The sequence below is a fragment of the Sphaerisporangium sp. NPDC051011 genome (genome assembly GCF_040653595.1).
In the GTDB taxonomy this organism is placed as follows: domain Bacteria; phylum Actinomycetota; class Actinomycetes; order Streptosporangiales; family Streptosporangiaceae; genus Sphaerisporangium.
Map to the genome: position 1 here is coordinate 216,963 of NZ_JBFAGG010000014.1, position 16,167 is coordinate 233,129.

The 16,167-nt window shown below is 69.7% G+C and carries 13 protein-coding genes; 8 read left to right on the top strand and 5 right to left on the bottom strand.

Annotated features, from left to right (window positions below; genetic code table 11):
* Positions 1-30 precede the first annotated feature (30 nt).
* Together AB0H21_RS29810 and AB0H21_RS29815 are read left to right on the top strand one after the other, a co-directional pair.
* Complete coding sequence (locus tag AB0H21_RS29810; RefSeq protein ID WP_358523045.1) at positions 31-462, top strand: NfeD family protein; 432 nt, start codon at positions 31-33, stop codon at positions 460-462.
* 3 nt (positions 463-465) lie between these two features.
* On the top strand, positions 466-1,548 hold the full coding sequence (locus AB0H21_RS29815; RefSeq protein ID WP_358523048.1) for an SPFH domain-containing protein: 1,083 nt from the start codon (positions 466-468) through the stop codon (positions 1,546-1,548).
* A 114-nt stretch (positions 1,549-1,662) separates the two neighbouring features.
* Here AB0H21_RS29815 and AB0H21_RS29820 read toward each other — a convergent pair whose 3' ends face one another.
* The 3 genes from AB0H21_RS29820 to AB0H21_RS29830 all read right to left on the bottom strand — a co-directional run bounded on the left by AB0H21_RS29820 (position 1,663) and on the right by AB0H21_RS29830 (position 6,008).
* A complete protein-coding gene (locus AB0H21_RS29820) occupies positions 1,663-3,756 on the bottom strand; it encodes a GTPase (protein ID WP_358523050.1) in 2,094 nt (697 codons plus the stop codon).
* Positions 3,753-5,585: an ABC transporter gene (locus AB0H21_RS29825; RefSeq protein ID WP_358523052.1), complete on the bottom strand. Its 1,833-nt coding sequence runs from the start codon at positions 5,583-5,585 to the stop codon at positions 3,753-3,755. The genes AB0H21_RS29820 and AB0H21_RS29825 overlap by 4 nt, the downstream gene beginning before the upstream one ends.
* Before the next feature lie 120 nt (positions 5,586-5,705).
* A complete protein-coding gene (locus AB0H21_RS29830) occupies positions 5,706-6,008 on the bottom strand; it encodes a hypothetical protein (RefSeq protein ID WP_358523055.1) in 303 nt (100 codons plus the stop codon).
* 658 nt (positions 6,009-6,666) lie between these two features.
* Here AB0H21_RS29830 and AB0H21_RS29835 point away from each other — a divergent pair.
* From AB0H21_RS29835 to AB0H21_RS29845, 3 genes are read left to right on the top strand one after another with little or no spacing between them, the layout of a single operon-like run.
* Entirely contained in the window at positions 6,667-10,161 is a 3,495-nt protein-coding gene (locus AB0H21_RS29835; RefSeq protein ID WP_358523057.1) for a DUF4132 domain-containing protein, read from the top strand.
* Positions 10,158-11,240, top strand: coding sequence for an AAA family ATPase (locus tag AB0H21_RS29840; RefSeq protein WP_358523060.1), 1,083 nt, complete (start codon positions 10,158-10,160; stop codon positions 11,238-11,240). The genes AB0H21_RS29835 and AB0H21_RS29840 overlap by 4 nt, the downstream gene beginning before the upstream one ends.
* A gap of 7 nt (positions 11,241-11,247) precedes the next feature.
* A complete protein-coding gene (locus tag AB0H21_RS29845; protein WP_358523063.1) occupies positions 11,248-13,215 on the top strand; it encodes an ATP-binding protein in 1,968 nt (655 codons plus the stop codon).
* Positions 13,216-13,366: 151 nt separating this feature from the next.
* Here the strand turns inward: AB0H21_RS29845 and AB0H21_RS29850 are convergent, their stop codons facing one another.
* Both AB0H21_RS29850 and AB0H21_RS29855 read right to left on the bottom strand, forming a co-directional pair.
* Positions 13,367-13,573, bottom strand: a complete 207-nt coding sequence (locus AB0H21_RS29850; protein ID WP_358523065.1) for a DUF397 domain-containing protein — start codon at positions 13,571-13,573, stop codon at positions 13,367-13,369.
* A gap of 2 nt (positions 13,574-13,575) precedes the next feature.
* The gene (locus tag AB0H21_RS29855; protein ID WP_358523068.1) at positions 13,576-14,412 is read right to left on the bottom strand and encodes a helix-turn-helix transcriptional regulator; all 837 of its coding nucleotides are present in this window, start codon (positions 14,410-14,412) and stop codon (positions 13,576-13,578) included.
* Positions 14,413-14,798: 386 nt separating this feature from the next.
* Between AB0H21_RS29855 and AB0H21_RS29860 the strand changes: the two genes are divergently transcribed.
* The 3 genes from AB0H21_RS29860 (at position 14,799) to AB0H21_RS29870 (ending at position 16,147) form a co-directional block, all read left to right on the top strand.
* A complete protein-coding gene (locus tag AB0H21_RS29860) occupies positions 14,799-15,326 on the top strand; it encodes an ATP-binding protein (RefSeq protein WP_358523071.1) in 528 nt (175 codons plus the stop codon).
* Positions 15,323-15,664 (top strand): hypothetical protein, encoded by a 342-nt coding sequence (locus AB0H21_RS29865; protein ID WP_358523073.1) that lies wholly within the window; start codon positions 15,323-15,325, stop codon positions 15,662-15,664. Before AB0H21_RS29860 ends, AB0H21_RS29865 begins: the two co-directional genes overlap by 4 nt.
* A 261-nt stretch (positions 15,665-15,925) precedes the next feature.
* Positions 15,926-16,147: a putative ATP-grasp-modified RiPP gene (locus AB0H21_RS29870; RefSeq protein ID WP_358523076.1), complete on the top strand. Its 222-nt coding sequence runs from the start codon at positions 15,926-15,928 to the stop codon at positions 16,145-16,147.
* Positions 16,148-16,167: the final 20 nt, after the last annotated feature.

A 16,167-nucleotide genomic window follows, 5' to 3' on the forward strand; every position in this document is an offset into this window, starting at 1 on the left:
CGCGTTCCTCATTATGGGAGGGCCGACGCGATGGACTCGTGGATCTTCTGGTTGATGCTCGCGGCGGCGCTCGGTGTGGCAGAGATCTTCACGCTCACCGCGGCGCTCGGGCTGCTCGGTGCGGCCGCCCTGCTCACGGCCGCCGTCGCGGCGATCGGTCTGCCTGCCGGAGTCCAGCTGGCGACGTTCATCCTCTCCTCGGTGGCGAGCATCGTCCTCCTGCGTCCCGTCGCCCGGCGCCACCTGATGCAGCCGCCCGCGCAGCGGTTCGGCGTGTCGGCGCTGGTCGGCAAGTCTGCTTATGTCACGCGCGAGGTCACCGGCAGGAACGGCCGCGTGCGCATAGGCGGAGAAGAGTGGTCCGCCCGCGCCTATGACGAGACACTGGTGATCCCGACCGGCGCGACGGTGGACGTCATCCAGATCGAAGGGGCTACCGCCCTCGTCTATCCCCGGGAGTGAAGCATGGACGCCGCTTTCATCGCCGGAATCGTGATCGTGTTGTTCGCGGTGCTCACGGTCCTGCGCGGCGTACGAATCGTCCCGCAGGCGCGGGCCGGCAACGTCGAGCGCCTCGGCCGTTACAACCGCACGCTCGGCCCCGGGCTGAACTTCGTCATCCCGTACGTCGACCGCGTGCGCCCGCTGATCGACCTGCGCGAGCAGGTGGTCTCCTTCAAGCCGCAGCCCGTCATCACCGAGGACAACCTGGTCGTCGACATCGACACCGTCCTGTACTTCCAGGTCACCGACCCACGCGCGGCCGCGTACGAGATCGCCAACTTCATCCAGGGCGTCGAGCAGCTGACGGTCACCACGCTCAGGAACGTCGTCGGCGGCATGGATCTGGAGAGGACGCTGACCTCCCGCGACACGATCAACAGTCAACTGCGCGGCGTGCTGGACGAGGCCACCGGCAAGTGGGGCATCCGGGTCAACCGCGTCGAGATCAAGGCCATCGACCCTCCCAAGACCATCAAGGAGGCGATGGAGAAGCAGATGCGCGCCGAACGTGACAAGCGCGCCGCCATCCTCACCGCCGAGGGTCTTCGCCAGTCGCAGATCCTCACGGCCGAGGGCGAGAAGCAGAGCGCGATCCTGCGCGCCGAGGGCGAGCGCACCTCCGCCATCCTGAAGGCCGAGGGCCAGTCGCAGGCCATCGACGAGGTGTTCCAGGCCGTCCACCGCAACGACCCCGACCCCAAGCTCCTCGCCTACCAGTACCTCCAGGTGCTCCCGCAGCTCGCCCAGGGCCAGGGCAACACCTTCTGGGTCATCCCGAGCGAGGTGACCTCCGCCCTCCAGGGCGTCTCCCGGGCCTTCACCGAAGCCCTCCCGAAGTCCGCCGCCACCCGAGAGGTTCCCGACACCAGGTCCGCCGCCAGGACGGAGGCCGCCGACGCCGAAGAGGCCGCCAAGGCCGCGATCGCCGACGCCGAGGACACCGGCCCCCGCTCCCTGACCTCCGGCGCCCCGGCGGTCGACCCACTGCCGACCGCCGAACAGCCCGCCCCTGACGAGGTCCCCAACAGGCCCGCCAATCCCTGACTCCCCCAGCCAGAGGGAGGAGACATTCACGCCAGGGGGGCAGAGAGAACAGCGAGCCGGAACCGGCCCGGCGGGCACGGGTGTTCCGCACTCCTGGCGATGGCTGCGGGACGGTCAGGATCGGGCTTTGGTGAGGGCGGCTGCGAAGTCGTGGGCGCGGGTCAGTTCCGCGCGGATCGGGGTGAGGACGAGATCGTGGCCGACCATGTCCACACTTGACCACAAGGCCTTGCGGGCCTTACGGGCTCGGCGGCGGGCGCTGAGAGACGCGAGGACGCGGCAGAGCAGGGCGATCAGGATGCCGGCCGCGGCACCGCCGGCCAGGAGGACGGTGGGCCAGGGGACGACGCCCAGCGTGGGCGTGGGCACCTCGGGAAGCCGCATGTAGTCGACGAGGAAGAGGCCGCTCAGCCACAGCAAGCCTGTGATCATCGCGGCGAACGCCAGCCACTGCGCGAATCCGGCGGCCCGCCACCAGCGCGGCTGCCTGCCCGCGCCGACGAATGTCAGCGAAACGGCCCGGTCAAGCCTGTCGGCGAGTTCGTCGGCCCGCGCGCGTGAGGCCCGCCGTACGGCCATGGTCCAGGGCTCGGGCAGCCCCGACGCGGCCGCCGACGCGACGTCCCTGATCGCCATGTCCATCTGCGACCGCTGGATGGCCGTGGCGGGCGGGATCGACGTACGTCCAATGGCCAAAGGCACGCCTCCTGCGGGGATGCCACGGCGCTGCTCGCCGCCCTTCCCCGGGAAGGGACCTGCCGAGAGGCCGCCGGGTCCCGGACCGGGCTTGGCGGTGCCGAGATCGTCCGAGCGGGAGGAGTCCAGGGAGCGACTCTCCGGTGAGGCGCCGAGGCGCAGCGCGTCCTGGGGCGAACCCCGCATGCCGTGGGAACTGGACACCATGGGGCCGGCCCCGGGTCGGATGCCCACGCGCAGGCGGCGCAGCGGGTCGGGGCGGAAGCGGCGGAGCCAGCGCGTGACCGGCCAGCCGGTGGCCACGATCGAGCGGTGCCGGTGCGCCTTGGCGACGGCGTCCACGACGAGCGGGACACCCGCCGCCTCGGCGAGCGCGTCGGTCAGAGGCGCGGCCAGCTCACCTGTGACGGCCTGCTCGGCGGCCCGCGCCCGCCTGCCCAACTCGGCCACCGACTCGGGCGAGGGAGTGGACCTGGGCGGCTGAGAGGCGGCGGGGGATGCGGGCGGCGGGTGGGTACCGGCCGGTGCGGGTGGAAGGGGGGCGGGTCCGGAGGAGGCTGCGGCGAGGAGGTCTGCGGCCAGGAGGGCGTCCGCGGCGAGCCGGGAGGCCCACGTGCGCCGGTCCGCGACGCGTGCGGCCAGGGCCGAGCGCACCTCCCCGATGCCCTCGTCCCTCGGCACCGACGTCGCCAGCACCGGCACCCCGCGCAGCCCGTCCTCGTCCAGCAGCCGCCGCAGGTCGTTAAGGCACCGCTTCACGGCCGAGGGCGTGAGCCGGTCCGTCTGGTTCAGGACCACCATCATCACGTCCCGATGGCGGCTCAGCGGGCGAAGGTACCGCTCGTGAACGGCCGCGTCGGCGTACTTCTGCGGGTCCAGCACCCACACCAGAAGATCGACGACGGCGACCAGCCGGTCGACCTCCAGACGGTGCGCCAGCTCGATCGAATCGTGGTCGGGCAGGTCGAGCAGGATCAGTCCCGAGAGCGGATCATTGTCCTGCCCCGCCTGCAGCGAGGAGAGCCGCCCCCGATCGGCCCCGGCCCCGAGGGAGGCGGAAGCGGGCCGCTCGGCGGAGGCGCGCTGCCCCTGCTCGAAGGGTCCACCAGCCGATACGGAGTCGTCCTGAACGGGCGGGTGCCACGTGTCGGCCCCGTCGACCGTGTGGCGGCGGGGGATGTCCAGCCAGTCGAGGAGCGGCCCCGCGCCCTCCGGGTCCCACATCGCCGCGTGCGCCGCCGAGGTGGTCGGACGGGTGACGCCGACCCGGGCCAGGGACGTGCCCGAGAGCGTGTTGAACAGCGACGACTTCCCGCTGCCCGTGGCTCCCGCGAGCGCCACGACGGTGTGGTCGACCGACAGGTTGCGGCGTGCCCCGGCGCGCGCCACCACGGCATGGGCCCCGGCCACCGCGGACCAGTCGAGCCGGCCTTCGGCGAGGTCGGCGGCCTCGGCCAGCGCGGCGAGCCGATCGTCCAGCGACACGCCTTTGGTCCGGCGAAGCACCTTCATCGTGGCCTGTCCACCTGAGCCGGGGAATCGACCTGCGCGCCCGAGCCCAGAGATCGGGCCGGCCTGGTCGCGTCCGGCGGGCCCCCGCCGGCGCCCGTCCCTGCGGGGACGCCGATCGCGTCGCGGTGGGCGTGGACGTTCTGGGCCGCCCTGCGGAGGGCGGCGGCGGCGTCCTCGGGCGGGCCGACTCCGTCGAGCAGCGAGGTGAACCGGACGGCCTCCTCGTCCAGGAGCACTCTCACCCGGCCCCGCAGATCCTCCCGCGCCGCCTGCGTCAGCGTACGAACGGCCTGGTCGCCGAAGACCGCCTCCAGCAGCTTCTGGCTCAGCAGGCTGGTGCCGCCCGCGATCCCCATCTCGATGCCGGTGATCCCGCCCGTGGAGGTGAAGACCATGAGCATGAGGAACAACCCCGCCGCGTTGACGCTGAACGAGGCGAGCCGCGCGGTCGTCCGCTTCTCGGTCCCCTCCTTGGCGACGAGGTCGAGCACGTACCCCTGCCACGCCCGCAGGGCCGACGAGGCGCGCTCGGGAAGGCCGGACGAGGCACGGCCGAGGCGCCCCGCGGAGATCACCCCCGCGCGTTCGAGCACGTCACGGCCTGCGGGCGTGCCCGACCAGCCATCCAGGGCACGCTCGGCGGCGGCGTCCGCGACGGAGCGGATCAGCGCCTCCACCCCCGTCTCCAGGGCGACGCGCAGCCGGGTTTCGGGCGCGGGCCGTCCGGTGAACGCGGATACGAGGCGTTCGCGCAGCCAGCCGATCCGCGACTCCAGCGAGCGCATGAAGTCGCCGGTGCCGATGAAGTCATGCCAGCGGGCCAGCACCTCGCCGCGCAGCAGCGACCCGTCGCGGATCCCGTCGTCGAACGTCGCCATGGCCGCCCCGTACGCGCCGTCGATCGTGCGGCGAAGATCGGCGACCCCGGCCCGCTGGCGCTCGGCCGCGTCGGCGAGAGCGGGGACGCGGGTCGTGATGCTGTCCAGCGCGCCGGCGAGCGTCCGGCGTACGACCTGGTCACGTGCGTGGGCGTCGGCCGCGATGGCGGCGAGCCAGCCGCGCACGTCGCGGACGGCGGGTTCGGGCAGGCGGGCGTTCTCCTCGGGAAGCGCCACTTCGGGCACGCTGAACAGCGGCGTCCCCGGGAGGCCGTTCTCGTCGAGCAGGCGGGTGAGGTGGGCGGTGACCGGTTCGAGGGCCTCGGGCGGGACGCGGTCGAGGACGACGGCGAGGGCCGTGCTGCGCTCGCGGGCGCTGCGCAGGAACCCCCAGGGCACCTCGTCGGCGTACCGGACGGCGGTGGTGACGAACAGCCACAGATCGGCGGCGGCGAGCAGTTGCGCGGCGATCTCGCGGTTGGCGGTGACGACCGAGTCGATGTCGGGGGCGTCGAGCAGGGCCAGCCCGGCGGGGAGCGTGTCCGCCGTGACCACCCGGAGCGTCCCCGGCTCACCGCGCCCCCGCCCTGTCGTCCTCGCCAGCCCCGGAAGGACGTTCTGTCTGCCGAACCACGCCTCGTCGGCCGGGTTGGCCACGAGGGTCGGGGCGAGGGTGGTGGGGCGCAGCACTCCCGTCTCGGCGACGTCGGCGCAGGCCAGCGAGTTGACCAGCGTGGACTTGCCCGCCCCCGTGGACCCGCCGACGACGGCGAGCAGGGGCGCGTCCATCGCGGCCACGCGCGGGAGCAGGTAGTCGTCGAGTTGCCCCCTGAGCTCCTTCAGGGCATGGCGATGCGAGGCGACGTCCCCGATCTCCAGCGGGAAGAGGTCGTGATCGAGCCGACGCCGCAGGTCTCCCAGGGCCGCGAGCAGACCCTCGTTCCCTGCCATACGACCGGTCATGCCCCAGGAGGGCCGAGGTATCCACTACCTGCGGAAAACCCTAGGTCAGGGCCTCACGATGCCGTAGGCCGACGGATCGGGCGCCCGACGCCGCCGCCGCGGACCGGGTCAAACTCCTGGTGCCGGTGAGGCGGACGGGGCGTCCGTGCCTCCGCCGGGCCGACGGGGAGGCATGCTGGGCAGCAGGGGGCGGCACTTCTTCAGGGCGGCGGCGACGGCGGGGTCGTCCGTCTTCAGGTCGCGCATGCCGGTGCCGTTCTGTGGCAGTTCGGCGCCGTTGTCCTTCATGCAGGTACGGAACGCCTCCAGCGCGGACGCGTCGAAGCCGCCGCCACGTCCCTGGCCGAAGCCGCCACCGTTCGGCATGAGCGACCGGCACGCCTCGAACGCCTGGCGCTGCTGCGGGGACATGGTGCCGAAGTCCCTCGGTCTCCCGCTCGGCGGAACGGACGGGGAACCGCTGGGCCGAGCCGTTGGCCGCCCATCAGGGCGTCCAAAGGGCATCTCCACGCCATGCTGCTTCAGACACTCGGCGAACGACGCACGCGCGTCTCCGGACCCAGTGGGCGAAGGATGGGCGCCGGTCGCCGCCTGCGAAGAATCTCCACCGCCGCAGCCGGAGGTCAACAGAGTGGCGGCTACAGCGGCGGTGCCGAGCGTTCGACGCAACACGGTCACAAGTGGACTCCGTCGGCAAACCGAGGGACTTTGGCCCGACCATCACAGGCCACCAATCTCAGAACCGCATGGGACGAACCTGAAATTCACCTGTCAACCGGGCCGCACGACCGGTGCCGGACGAGAACGCGACGGCGACGACGGGCCCGGTGGCACCGCCGGAACATCCGCCCCGGCGCCGACTACATGATCACCGTAGGGTCCACCCTCAGGCCTGATCGATCAGGTTCCGTGGCTGTGAATCCGTCGGCAACGCGGTGAGTGCCAGTTTGTCGGTCCTGCGCGCAATACTCGCCGCTAGCGATCACGAGGATGAGGTATCCGGGATGGCGCGGTCACTCCGTCGCCTGAACGACGAGCCCTATATCAAACACAGCGTGGAGGTATCGGCATGAGCGCTGATCGGAGCCTGACCTATGTCGGCGGCGGCTCGGCGAAGTTCTGGGAAGTGCGTCAGAACGGTACGGAGCTGAACATCCGGTATGGGCGGCTGGGCGCTGCCGGTCAGGCGCAGGTCAAGTCGTTCGACTCCGCTGCCGCCGCCGCTGCGGCGGCCACCAAACTGGTGGCGGAGAAGTTACGCAAGGGCTACACGGAAGACGAAGCGGTCGCCGCGCCGGTGAGCTCCCCGGCAGCGATCGACAGTGTTGAGGATGAGGACGGGCTGACGATGCCGACCGCTTGGCTGCGCGGTCTTCATCCGCGGCGGGGTGGCGTGAAGGTCGCCGTGAAGCGGCTGGACGCGGGCGCGCCTAAGGAACTCGCCGCAAGGTTGGACGAGCATCGGCAGTTGATCCTTGACTCGCTGGCGAAGTGTCGCGACCCGGAGATCGCCTCCGCGGGCGCGGCGTACCTGGCCGGGGAGCCCACCGCCACGCCGCTGGGCGCTGCGGTGGTCGCCGAAGTGGTGGCCGGGACCCAGCCATGGGGTGAGGGCACGTTCCTGCCCCTGTTCGCCGAAGTTTGGCTGGTCGAACGCGGCCTGGTGTTCGCGGCAGTGGCCGCGACCGAACTCGCCTCGCTGGATTTCGAAACCGGCGAGCACACGCGGCCGGTTCGGCGGCTGGCTGCCGGTGAGTCCCCCAATTATTGGTACGGCTTGAATAGGCTGGAGCTCGCCACGAGGGTCCGTGCCGTCCTCGCGGCCGCATCGGATGCCGAGTATGCCGAGGTCGTCGCGGCGCTGGCGGTGAGCCGTGAAGGCGGGCTCCACCATCAGGTGGCGGCTTCCTACCTGGCGCCGACCGAGGTTGACTGGGTTGCGGCCGACTGCGCCGAAGTGAGCCGCGTCAATCCGGGTCTCGCCTCCGTCCTGGTCGCCGCGATCAGCACGTCGGAGCATGCGGCGCTCATCGTGAGCCACGTGCACGCTTACACCGTGATGAGCTCCCTCGCTACGGTCGTCGACGGCATGGGTGACGCGGCCGTGCCGGCGCTGGCCGGATGGTTCGACGAGGCGTACCACGCGGAAATCCAGCGGCGGCTGCTGGGTGTGCTCGCCGAACTGCCGACCGACGCGGCGATGCAGGCACTCCTCGACCGGATCGAGCACAAGTACACCCAGCCGGCCCTCCTGCGCGCGGCGGCCCGCTTCCCGCGCCGGGCGATGCGGATGCTGGCCACCTCCGGTGGCAAGGTCGCGGACTTGCTGCTACGCGCCCACATGCTGGCCCATCCCGACCTGGTCCCCGAGGTGCTCGTGAGCGTCGACGACGCCGCGGCTGAGCGGATCAACAAGATCGCGAACGCCGCGACCGTCGCCACCGCTCCGCTTGAGGCTTTGCCCGAGGTACTGGTCAGCCCACCTTGGACCCGTCCGCGTACGGCCCGCAAGCCGGTCGTGGTGAGTGACCTGGTGTGTGCCGATGAGCCGACCGTGGTGTGGGGGCCGGGCGAGCGGGACAATTGGCGTTCCGCCCGGCCGGGGCACGGTTCATGGGGTCAGGCCTGGCAACAAACCTGGAAAGAGATCGCCGGCCAGGTCGCCGGTGCCCGGCAGGGCCGCTGGTACAACGAGATCGCCCTGTTCATCTCCGGGCCTGAGGAACTGGCCAGACCGCTGATCGAGAAGTGGCGCCCGGCTGACCGGTGGGGAGCCTCCGAATGGATGCCGAGGGTGGTCGCCAGGTTCGAGCTGGCGGCGCTGCCCGTGGTGCTGGACAGCGCCCGGCGCAACCCCGGCGTGATCGCTCCGGCGCTGCTCCCGTTCGCCGCCCCGGAGATCGCTGTGCTGATGGCCGAGTGGCTGGCCCGGCTGAAGTCGCTGCGCGCCACCGCGCTGGCATGGCTGGCACGCCACCCGGAGGCGGCTGCCAGGGCGCTGATCCCGGCGGCTCTGGGCAAGCCCGGCCCGGCCCGGCGACAGGCCGAGCAGGCGCTGGCGGCGCTGGCCGCAGGCGGCAACCGCGACGCTGTGACGGAGGCCGCCGCGGGTTACGGCCCCGTCGCCGAGGCCGCGGTCGCCGACCTGCTCTCGGCTGACCCGCTCGACACGCTGCCGGGCAAGATGCCCGTGCTACCCGAGTGGGCGGAAATCGCGATCTCGACACCGATCTACCTGCGCGGCGACGCGGGCGCGCTGCCTGCCGAGGCGGTCCGCCATGTGATGACGATGCTGGCGATCTCCCGGCCCGGTGATCCGTACGCCGGTCTCGCCCCGGTCAAGGAGGCCTGCGACAGCCGCAGCCTCGCTGACTTCAGCTGGGCGCTGTTCCAGAGCTGGCAGGCAGCCGGCTACCCGCCCAAGGAGAGTTGGGTGATGGACGCGCTGGGACTGCTCGGCGACGACGAGACCGTCCGACGGCTCACGCCGTTGATCAGGACCTGGCCCGGTGAGGGTGGGCACGCGCGTGCGGTCGCGGGTCTGGACCTGCTGGCCACCATCGGCTCCGAGGTCGCGTTGATGCACCTGCACGGCATCGCCGAGAAGGTCAAGTTCAGCGGGCTCAAGAACCGGGCCAGGCAGAAGATGGACGAGGTCGCCGCGGAGCTCGGCCTGACGCCGCAGGAACTGGCCGACCGGCTGGTGCCGGACTTCGGACTGTCCGCCGACGGCAGCCTGACCCTCGATTACGGCCGCAGGCAGTTCGTCGTCGGCTTCGATGAGCAGCTCAAGCCGTACGTGGCCGACGCCGCGGGGAAGCGGCTCAAGAACCTTCCCAAGCCGGGGGCGAACGACGATCCGGAGCTCGCGCCTTCCGCCTACCAGCGGTTCGCCGGGCTGAAAAAGGACGTGCGCGCCGTGGCCGCGGACAATATCCGCCGGCTGGAGCAGGCCATGGTGAACCAGCGCCGCTGGAGTGGTGAGGAGTTCAAGCGGCTGCTCGTCGGCCACCCGCTGCTCTGGCACATCGTGCGGCGGCTGGTGTGGGGGCTCTACGACCCCTCGGGCCGGCTCACGGGCGCCCTGCGAGTGGCCGAGGACCGCAGTTTCGCCGATGTCGAGGACGACGCGCTGACGTTGCCCGACGAGGCCATCGTAGGGGTGGCGCACCCGCTGGAGCTGGGGGAGAAACCGGCCGCCTGGGCCGAGGTGTTCGCCGACTACGAGATCCTGCAGCCGTTCCCGCAACTGGGCCGGGAGACATATGAGCCGGACGAGACGCTGCTGGCCGAGATCAGCGCGGCCAAAGTCCCCACCGGCGCGGTGATCGGCCTGGAACGGCGTGGCTGGCGGCGAGGCGAGCCGCAGGACGCCGGTTGGCAGGGCTGGATCGAACGGGACGTGCCCGACGGCAGGACCATCACGATCGGCCTTAATCCGGGCATCGCGATCGGCTACCTCGGACTCGCCGACGAGCAGACCCTGGAGGGGATCGCCCTCGACGGCCTCGACCCGATCACCGTCTCCGAGATCCTGCGAGACCTCCGGGAGATCACCCGATGAACGAACACGTCCAGCGACCCCCGGCCGAGATCCGCTACGCCGACGAGCTGGCCCGGCTGCGGGAGAACGACACCGACGACCGACCGCCCGGCTGGGCGTTGAGCCTGCGAGCCGCCCGGCGCTTCGTCCTCGGGGACGAGAAGCTGGGCATCAGCCGCAAGTTCGTGGGTGATCCTTCATTGATCGACCGATCCCTGGTGACGCTCGCGACCAACCGCGGGCTGATGCTGGTGGGTGAGCCGGGCACGGCGAAGTCGCTGTTGTCCGAGCTGCTCGCCGCGGCGGTGAGCGGAACCTCGACGCTCACCATCCAGGGCGGAGCGGCCACTACCGAAGACCAGATCAAATATTCGTGGAACTACGCACTGCTGGTCGCCGAGGGCCCGTCCACCCGGTCACTGGTGGCCGCTCCGCTGCTGCGCGGCATGGCCGAGGGCAAGGTGGTGCGCTTCGAGGAGATCACCCGGTGCCCGCTGGAGGTGCAGGACTGCCTGCTGTCGCCGCTGTCGGACCGCGTGCTCGCCGTACCGGAGCTGACCGGTCCGGAGGCCATGGTGTTCGCCCAGGAGGGGTTCACCGTCATCGCCACCGCCAACACCCGCGACCGCGGCGTCAACGAGATGAGCGCCGCGCTCAAGCGCCGGTTCAACTTCGAGACGGTCTTCCCGATCGCCGACTTCGACACCGAGCTGCTGCTGGTGGAGGCGGAGGCCACCGCTCTGCTGAAGCGGTCAGGCGTCGGCGCGCCACCGCGGCGCGACGTGCTGGAGGTCCTGGTCACCGCGTTCCGGGAGCTGCGCGAGGGGCAGACCGCGCGCGGTGACGCCACCGACCGGCTGTCGGGAGTGATGAGCACCGCCGAGGCCGTCTCGGTCGCGCATGCCGTCGGGCTGCGCGGGTGGTTCCTGCGCGGCGAGCCCGGCACCGCCGCCGACCTGGTCTCCTGCCTGGCCGGCACGGCGGCCAAGGACAACCCGGAGGACCTGGCGAAACTCCGCAGATATCTGGAGCAGAGGCGGCGCGGAGACCAGTGGAAGGCCCTACGATCGTGCGCATGGTCACGCCCTGGTCTGCGATAGTGACCCTGTGCCCGTCGTTCACATCGAAGCCAAACCCGATCATCTTCTGCGCCTGGCGCGACAGAAAGACCCGGTGGGTGCAGTCGTGGAGATGATCTGGAACGCGCTGGACGCCGAAGCCTGTCGCGTCTCTGTTGATCTTGAAGTCAACGAACTGAACGGCGTCGAGTCGGTCAGCATCACCGACGACGGCCACGGCATACCCAACGCCTCCTGCGCGGGCTATTTCAGCGGCTTGGGCGGTTCATGGAAGACCACCGCCAAGGTGTCTCCACATCTCAAGCGCGGGTTGCATGGGCGCAGCGGACAAGGCAGGCTACGCGCGTTCGCCCTCGGCGAGCAGGTGCGCTGGATCACGGTCGCGCCCGCGGCCGATGGGCGGATCGAGCGGACTGTCATCACCGGAGTGGTCGACCGGCCCGCAGACTTCGACATCTCCGACCCTGAGGACGTCGCGGGCCCCTGCGGGACCCGGGTCGAGGCATCGGTACCCGCAGACTTCGTTGGCCGCCTCTCTCAGGAGGACACGGCCCAGCAGCTCACCTCGACCTTCGCGCCCTTTCTGGCCTCCAACCCAGATGTACGGATCATCTATCAGGGCACGGAACTCGACCCGGCCACCGTCTGGACCGACACAGCCGAGTACGCCCTGCCCTGGCTGGACGCGGCCGGCCAGGCGCCCCCACTGCTTCGCGTCATCGAATGGCCGAAGAACGTCGGCCGTGTGCTCGCTCTCTGTGATGCCAACGGCGTAGTCCTGGACGAACCGACCCCCGGTATCCAGGCACCGGGCTACCACTTCACGGCCTATCTCCTCTGGGACGGGTTCGTCGAGCGGCGAAGCAATCTGCCGCTCGCCGAGCTCGACGAGATCGCCGACCTACTGGAATCGGCGCGCGAAACCCTGCGCGGGCATTTCAAGAGGCGCGACCAGGAACGCCGGGCACGGCTGATCCAGGAATGGAAGTGCGAAGGCCTCTACCCTTACTCAGGCGAACCTGAACTACCCGCCCAGGCGGTCGAACGTCAGATGTTCGACGAGGTGGCCACCACGATCGCACGCCGCCTGCCAGGTGTACCGCAGAGCAAGAAGACCACCCTGCGCCTGCTCAAGGAGATCATTTCCCACGATCCCAGCGGACTCTACCCGGTGCTCGATGAGTTGTTCCGGCTGCCCCAATCAGAGCAGGAAGAACTCAAACGTGTTCTTCAGCGCACCAGCCTCTCGGAAGTGATCAAGGCGACGGGTCAGGTCAGCGACCGTCTCGACTTTCTGGCTGCCCTTAAGACACTGGTCTTCGAGCCTGAGATCAGCAGGACGGTCAAGGAACGTGCCGAGTTGCACAAGATCCTTGAGCGCGAGACCTGGGTATTCGGTGACGCCTACGCGCTGATGGTGAGCGATCAAAGCCTTGACGCGGTGCTCAGGCGCCACCTCAGGGAATTGGGCCGAGAGCCCGACGACGGCCCGCTCGATCCCGTGCGCCGCGAGGACGGACGTACGGGTATCGTCGACCTCCTTTTGGGACGTGCCCACCGAGGAAGCTCGGGAAGGGCACACCTCGTGGTCGAGCTGAAGGCTCCCAAGGTGAAGGTCGGACAAGTGGAGGTCGCTCAGATCAAGAGCTACGCGGAGGCCATCGTCAGCGATCCTCAGTTCCGCGACGCCCGAGTTTCCTGGGATTTCTGGGTCGTCTCCACGGAGCTGGAGAAAACCGTGCGGCGCGACGCCGGCGCGCCGAACCGCCCGCCCGGGTGCATCGCCGAGTGGGAGGGAGGGGTGCGACTCTGGGCACGAACCTGGAGCGAGATCATCGACGACTGTGAGGACCGCCTTCACTTCTACCGCGACAGGCTGAACCACGACCCGGCCACGGAACATGCCCTGGAGTACCTGCGACGCGTGCACGGAAGCGTCGCGCCTGGAACAGTCATGGAAATGGGACACGATCCCGGGTCCGAAGGCTCACCATGACAGGTGATTTTGAGGTCGCCGATGTCTCAAGATCGCCATGGCGATCCATCCCGAAGGGCTGTTGGTTAGTTTGAGGTGGTGCGCGGGCTGCCGCCCGCGCACCGTTTGATCCTCCGCAGCCCCCGAGCCGACCAAGCCCGTCGCGACCGCCTCAAAGGCGCCCCACCTTGACGTCCAGCACGAAAGCAGCCCACGCGTCGGAGGCAACCCGCACGATCGGGCCACTCTCCCGCTTGGAGTCACGGACAGCACGGCGGCCGTTAGGCAAAACAGCGATTTCGACGCACTGGTCCCCGCTACCGCTGTAGGTCGACTTTCGCCAGACAAGGCCGGTCACGTTGGGGGGAAGAAGGTCCACGATTACTCCTGCGCCACCTTGTTGATCAGTTTGATCGAGTCCTCTGGAGACATCGCCACGGCGCTGATGCGCTCGAATCTCAGCTTATGCGCAGCGACGTCTTCCGCGCTTTCCATATAGATATCACCCATAGTTCCTTCGATGTACGCGATGTCCGGGTCGGCTGGATCGGGATAAGACAGCAGAGTGAAGCAACCGTCCAGTCCCGGGTGCTCGCCAACCGCGTATGGGACGATCTGGACGGTGATATTCGGCCGGGCGGCATGGTCCTGCAACGCAGCAAGCTGGGCCCTCATCACATCACGACCACCGACCGAGCGGCGGATCACCGCCTCGTCGACGACCATGTGGAGTTCGGGCGCGCCGTCTCTGGACAGCAACGTCTGCCGCGCCAAACGTGCAGCGACCCTTCTGTCGACCTCGCTGGCGTCAGCGATCATGCGTCCCGCACGGATGACAGCACGGGCGTAGTCGGCCGTCTGCAGCAATCCATGGATGAGTTGAGGGTCCCACGCGCGCATCTGCGACGCCTCGTCCTCCAAGGCGACGTAGCTACCGCTGAAGACATCGAGGTAGGCAGTCCACCATCCGCGCTTGCGGATCTCTCGCGCAAGGGCGACCAGCGAATCCCGTTCGGGACTGGTCGCGCCGTAGAGAGCGAGCAGGTCCGCGACGTCGCCATGGTGGGGCCGGATCTGGGCCGTCTCGACGCGTGACATCTTCGCCCGCGACCAGCCGAGTCCGTCTGCCACCTCTTGCAGGGTCAAGCTCTGCTGCTCACGAAGACGGCGCAGTTCGCGTGCGAGACGACGTGCTCGAACCGTAGGTCGGTAAGCCATGTCGCTCAGTGTGGTCGATCCGTCACGCTGTCGCACCGAACTCCGAGGAAATCTTGAGAAGTTCGTAGAACCAGGTTGCGGAAACGAGAATCTCACCCCACTCTCTCGTTCAGAGTGACTGAACGAGTACGGAAAGTCACGAGCACGAGATCGCGGATGGCCATGGAGACGGCCGCAAGGGGCCTACGGAGGTATCGGTGGGGCGAGAGTCGGGGCGGTTGGAGTTGCTCGGGGCTGGGGCGCGGGTGCTTCAGGTTCTGGAGCGGGAGGTGTCGCGGATTGGCGTGCCCTGCTGGGACGGGGTGCCCGCGCGGTGTGTCGCGCAGGGGACGAGCCGGGACACGGTAGGGGTCGGCGTACTCGCACAAGACCTGGGGACGGACCCGATGGGGACGATCGTGGTCGACGGCACCACCACGTACGACGAAGTCAGCGAGAAGGCCCCCGCGCCGGGCGTGCGGGCCGTCGCCGGGTGCGTCACCCTCCCCGGGCGGGTCGACCAGGTGGGCGTGGCACGCGCGTTCACGCGCAGGCTGCTCCACGGGGATCCGGTCCTGGACACGGCCCTCCTGGTGGTCTCCGAGCTGGCCTCCAACAGCGTCCAGCACTCCCGGTCGTCGCTCCCGGGCGGCACCGTCACGCTGTACGTCCTGCACGTCGGCGCCCGCGTGCGGATCGAGGTGCACGACGACGGCGCGGACGGCGTCCCCCACATGCGCCCCGCCGGTTCGGAAACACTTCCGGAGTGGGACGGGGAACTCGACGAGCTGGACCTTCGAGGCCGGGGCCTGCGCCTGGTGGACGAGGTGACCGCGTGCTGGGGCTTCGCCATCGGCCACCGCAGGACCACGACCTGGGCGGAGCTCACCCCCGCCGAGGACATCGGGATCGAGCACATCGAGATCCCCGCATGACCACGACCGCCACCGGCCCCGAGGTCGCCGCCAAGGCCCGAACGGACGCCGAGGCTGCGCGCCGGGACGTCGTCCGCGCCCTGAAACGGCGGTTCACCGGCTGGACCCCCTGGTACGGCGACGCCACCGGACACTGGTGGGCGCTCCCACCCGCCCACCACCGCGACCCGCTCCGCCTGATCGAGGCGGCCGGCCCGGACGCGCTTGCCGAACGCATGTGGCAGGCCGACGCTCACGAACGCCGTCCCGGCCCGGCTTCGGGAGCCGCACAGCACGTACGCCCGCGCCGCCCCATCCCCCGCTCCGCCCTACGTCCGAGACCCCACCCTTCCCTTTGAGCCCAGGCACCCGAACCGCCGGGACAGGTGGTTCCGGGACGTTCGCGTATTGACGTCATCGAATCCCCGTCCACGGGGCCGACCCGCCGTAGCCACCTCACTATAAGTTACGTGTCGATTACTGTTGTGGAAGCGGCCGCAGCCGAGCCGGGGGACTCGCAAGCGGTCAGCGGATCGCCATATACCGGCGGGCAAACCATAGGCAGCTACAAGACAGAAAGGATCGAACATGACGACCCCGATGCCGTGGGGCTTACCCATATGACCCCCTACCCTCTCGCCGAGACCGTCCCGTACACCGCTGTCCGACTCGACCCGGACTCGCAGCAGGCCGTTTACGTCGGTCCCGGAGGTCAGCCCATCGAGGCTGGTAAGCACGGCACCAACAAGCAGACCAGCAGATCGCTGACCACCGGCGGCGGTGACGGCCAGGACCCCACCCCGTCGGACGATACGGCCGCCACTGACTACGACAGCGACTGAACGCTCAAGATGACGAGCGG

Coding starts and splice junctions, on each gene's coding strand:
- AB0H21_RS29815 (WP_358523048.1), top strand. CDS start 466: ATGGACGCCGCTTTCATCGCCGGAATCGTGATCGTGTTGTTCGCGGTG.
- AB0H21_RS29820 (WP_358523050.1), bottom strand. CDS start 3,756: ATGAAGGTGCTTCGCCGGACCAAAGGCGTGTCGCTGGACGATCGGCTC.
- AB0H21_RS29860 (WP_358523071.1), top strand. CDS start 14,799: ATGGGGACGATCGTGGTCGACGGCACCACCACGTACGACGAAGTCAGC.
- AB0H21_RS29840 (WP_358523060.1), top strand. CDS start 10,158: ATGAACGAACACGTCCAGCGACCCCCGGCCGAGATCCGCTACGCCGAC.
- AB0H21_RS29830 (WP_358523055.1), bottom strand. CDS start 6,008: ATGTCCCCGCAGCAGCGCCAGGCGTTCGAGGCGTGCCGGTCGCTCATG.
- AB0H21_RS29855 (WP_358523068.1), bottom strand. CDS start 14,412: ATGGCTTACCGACCTACGGTTCGAGCACGTCGTCTCGCACGCGAACTG.
- AB0H21_RS29865 (WP_358523073.1), top strand. CDS start 15,323: ATGACCACGACCGCCACCGGCCCCGAGGTCGCCGCCAAGGCCCGAACG.
- AB0H21_RS29825 (WP_358523052.1), bottom strand. CDS start 5,585: ATGGCAGGGAACGAGGGTCTGCTCGCGGCCCTGGGAGACCTGCGGCGT.
- AB0H21_RS29810 (WP_358523045.1), top strand. CDS start 31: ATGGACTCGTGGATCTTCTGGTTGATGCTCGCGGCGGCGCTCGGTGTG.
- AB0H21_RS29835 (WP_358523057.1), top strand. CDS start 6,667: ATGAGCGCTGATCGGAGCCTGACCTATGTCGGCGGCGGCTCGGCGAAG.
- AB0H21_RS29870 (WP_358523076.1), top strand. CDS start 15,926: ATGACCCCCTACCCTCTCGCCGAGACCGTCCCGTACACCGCTGTCCGA.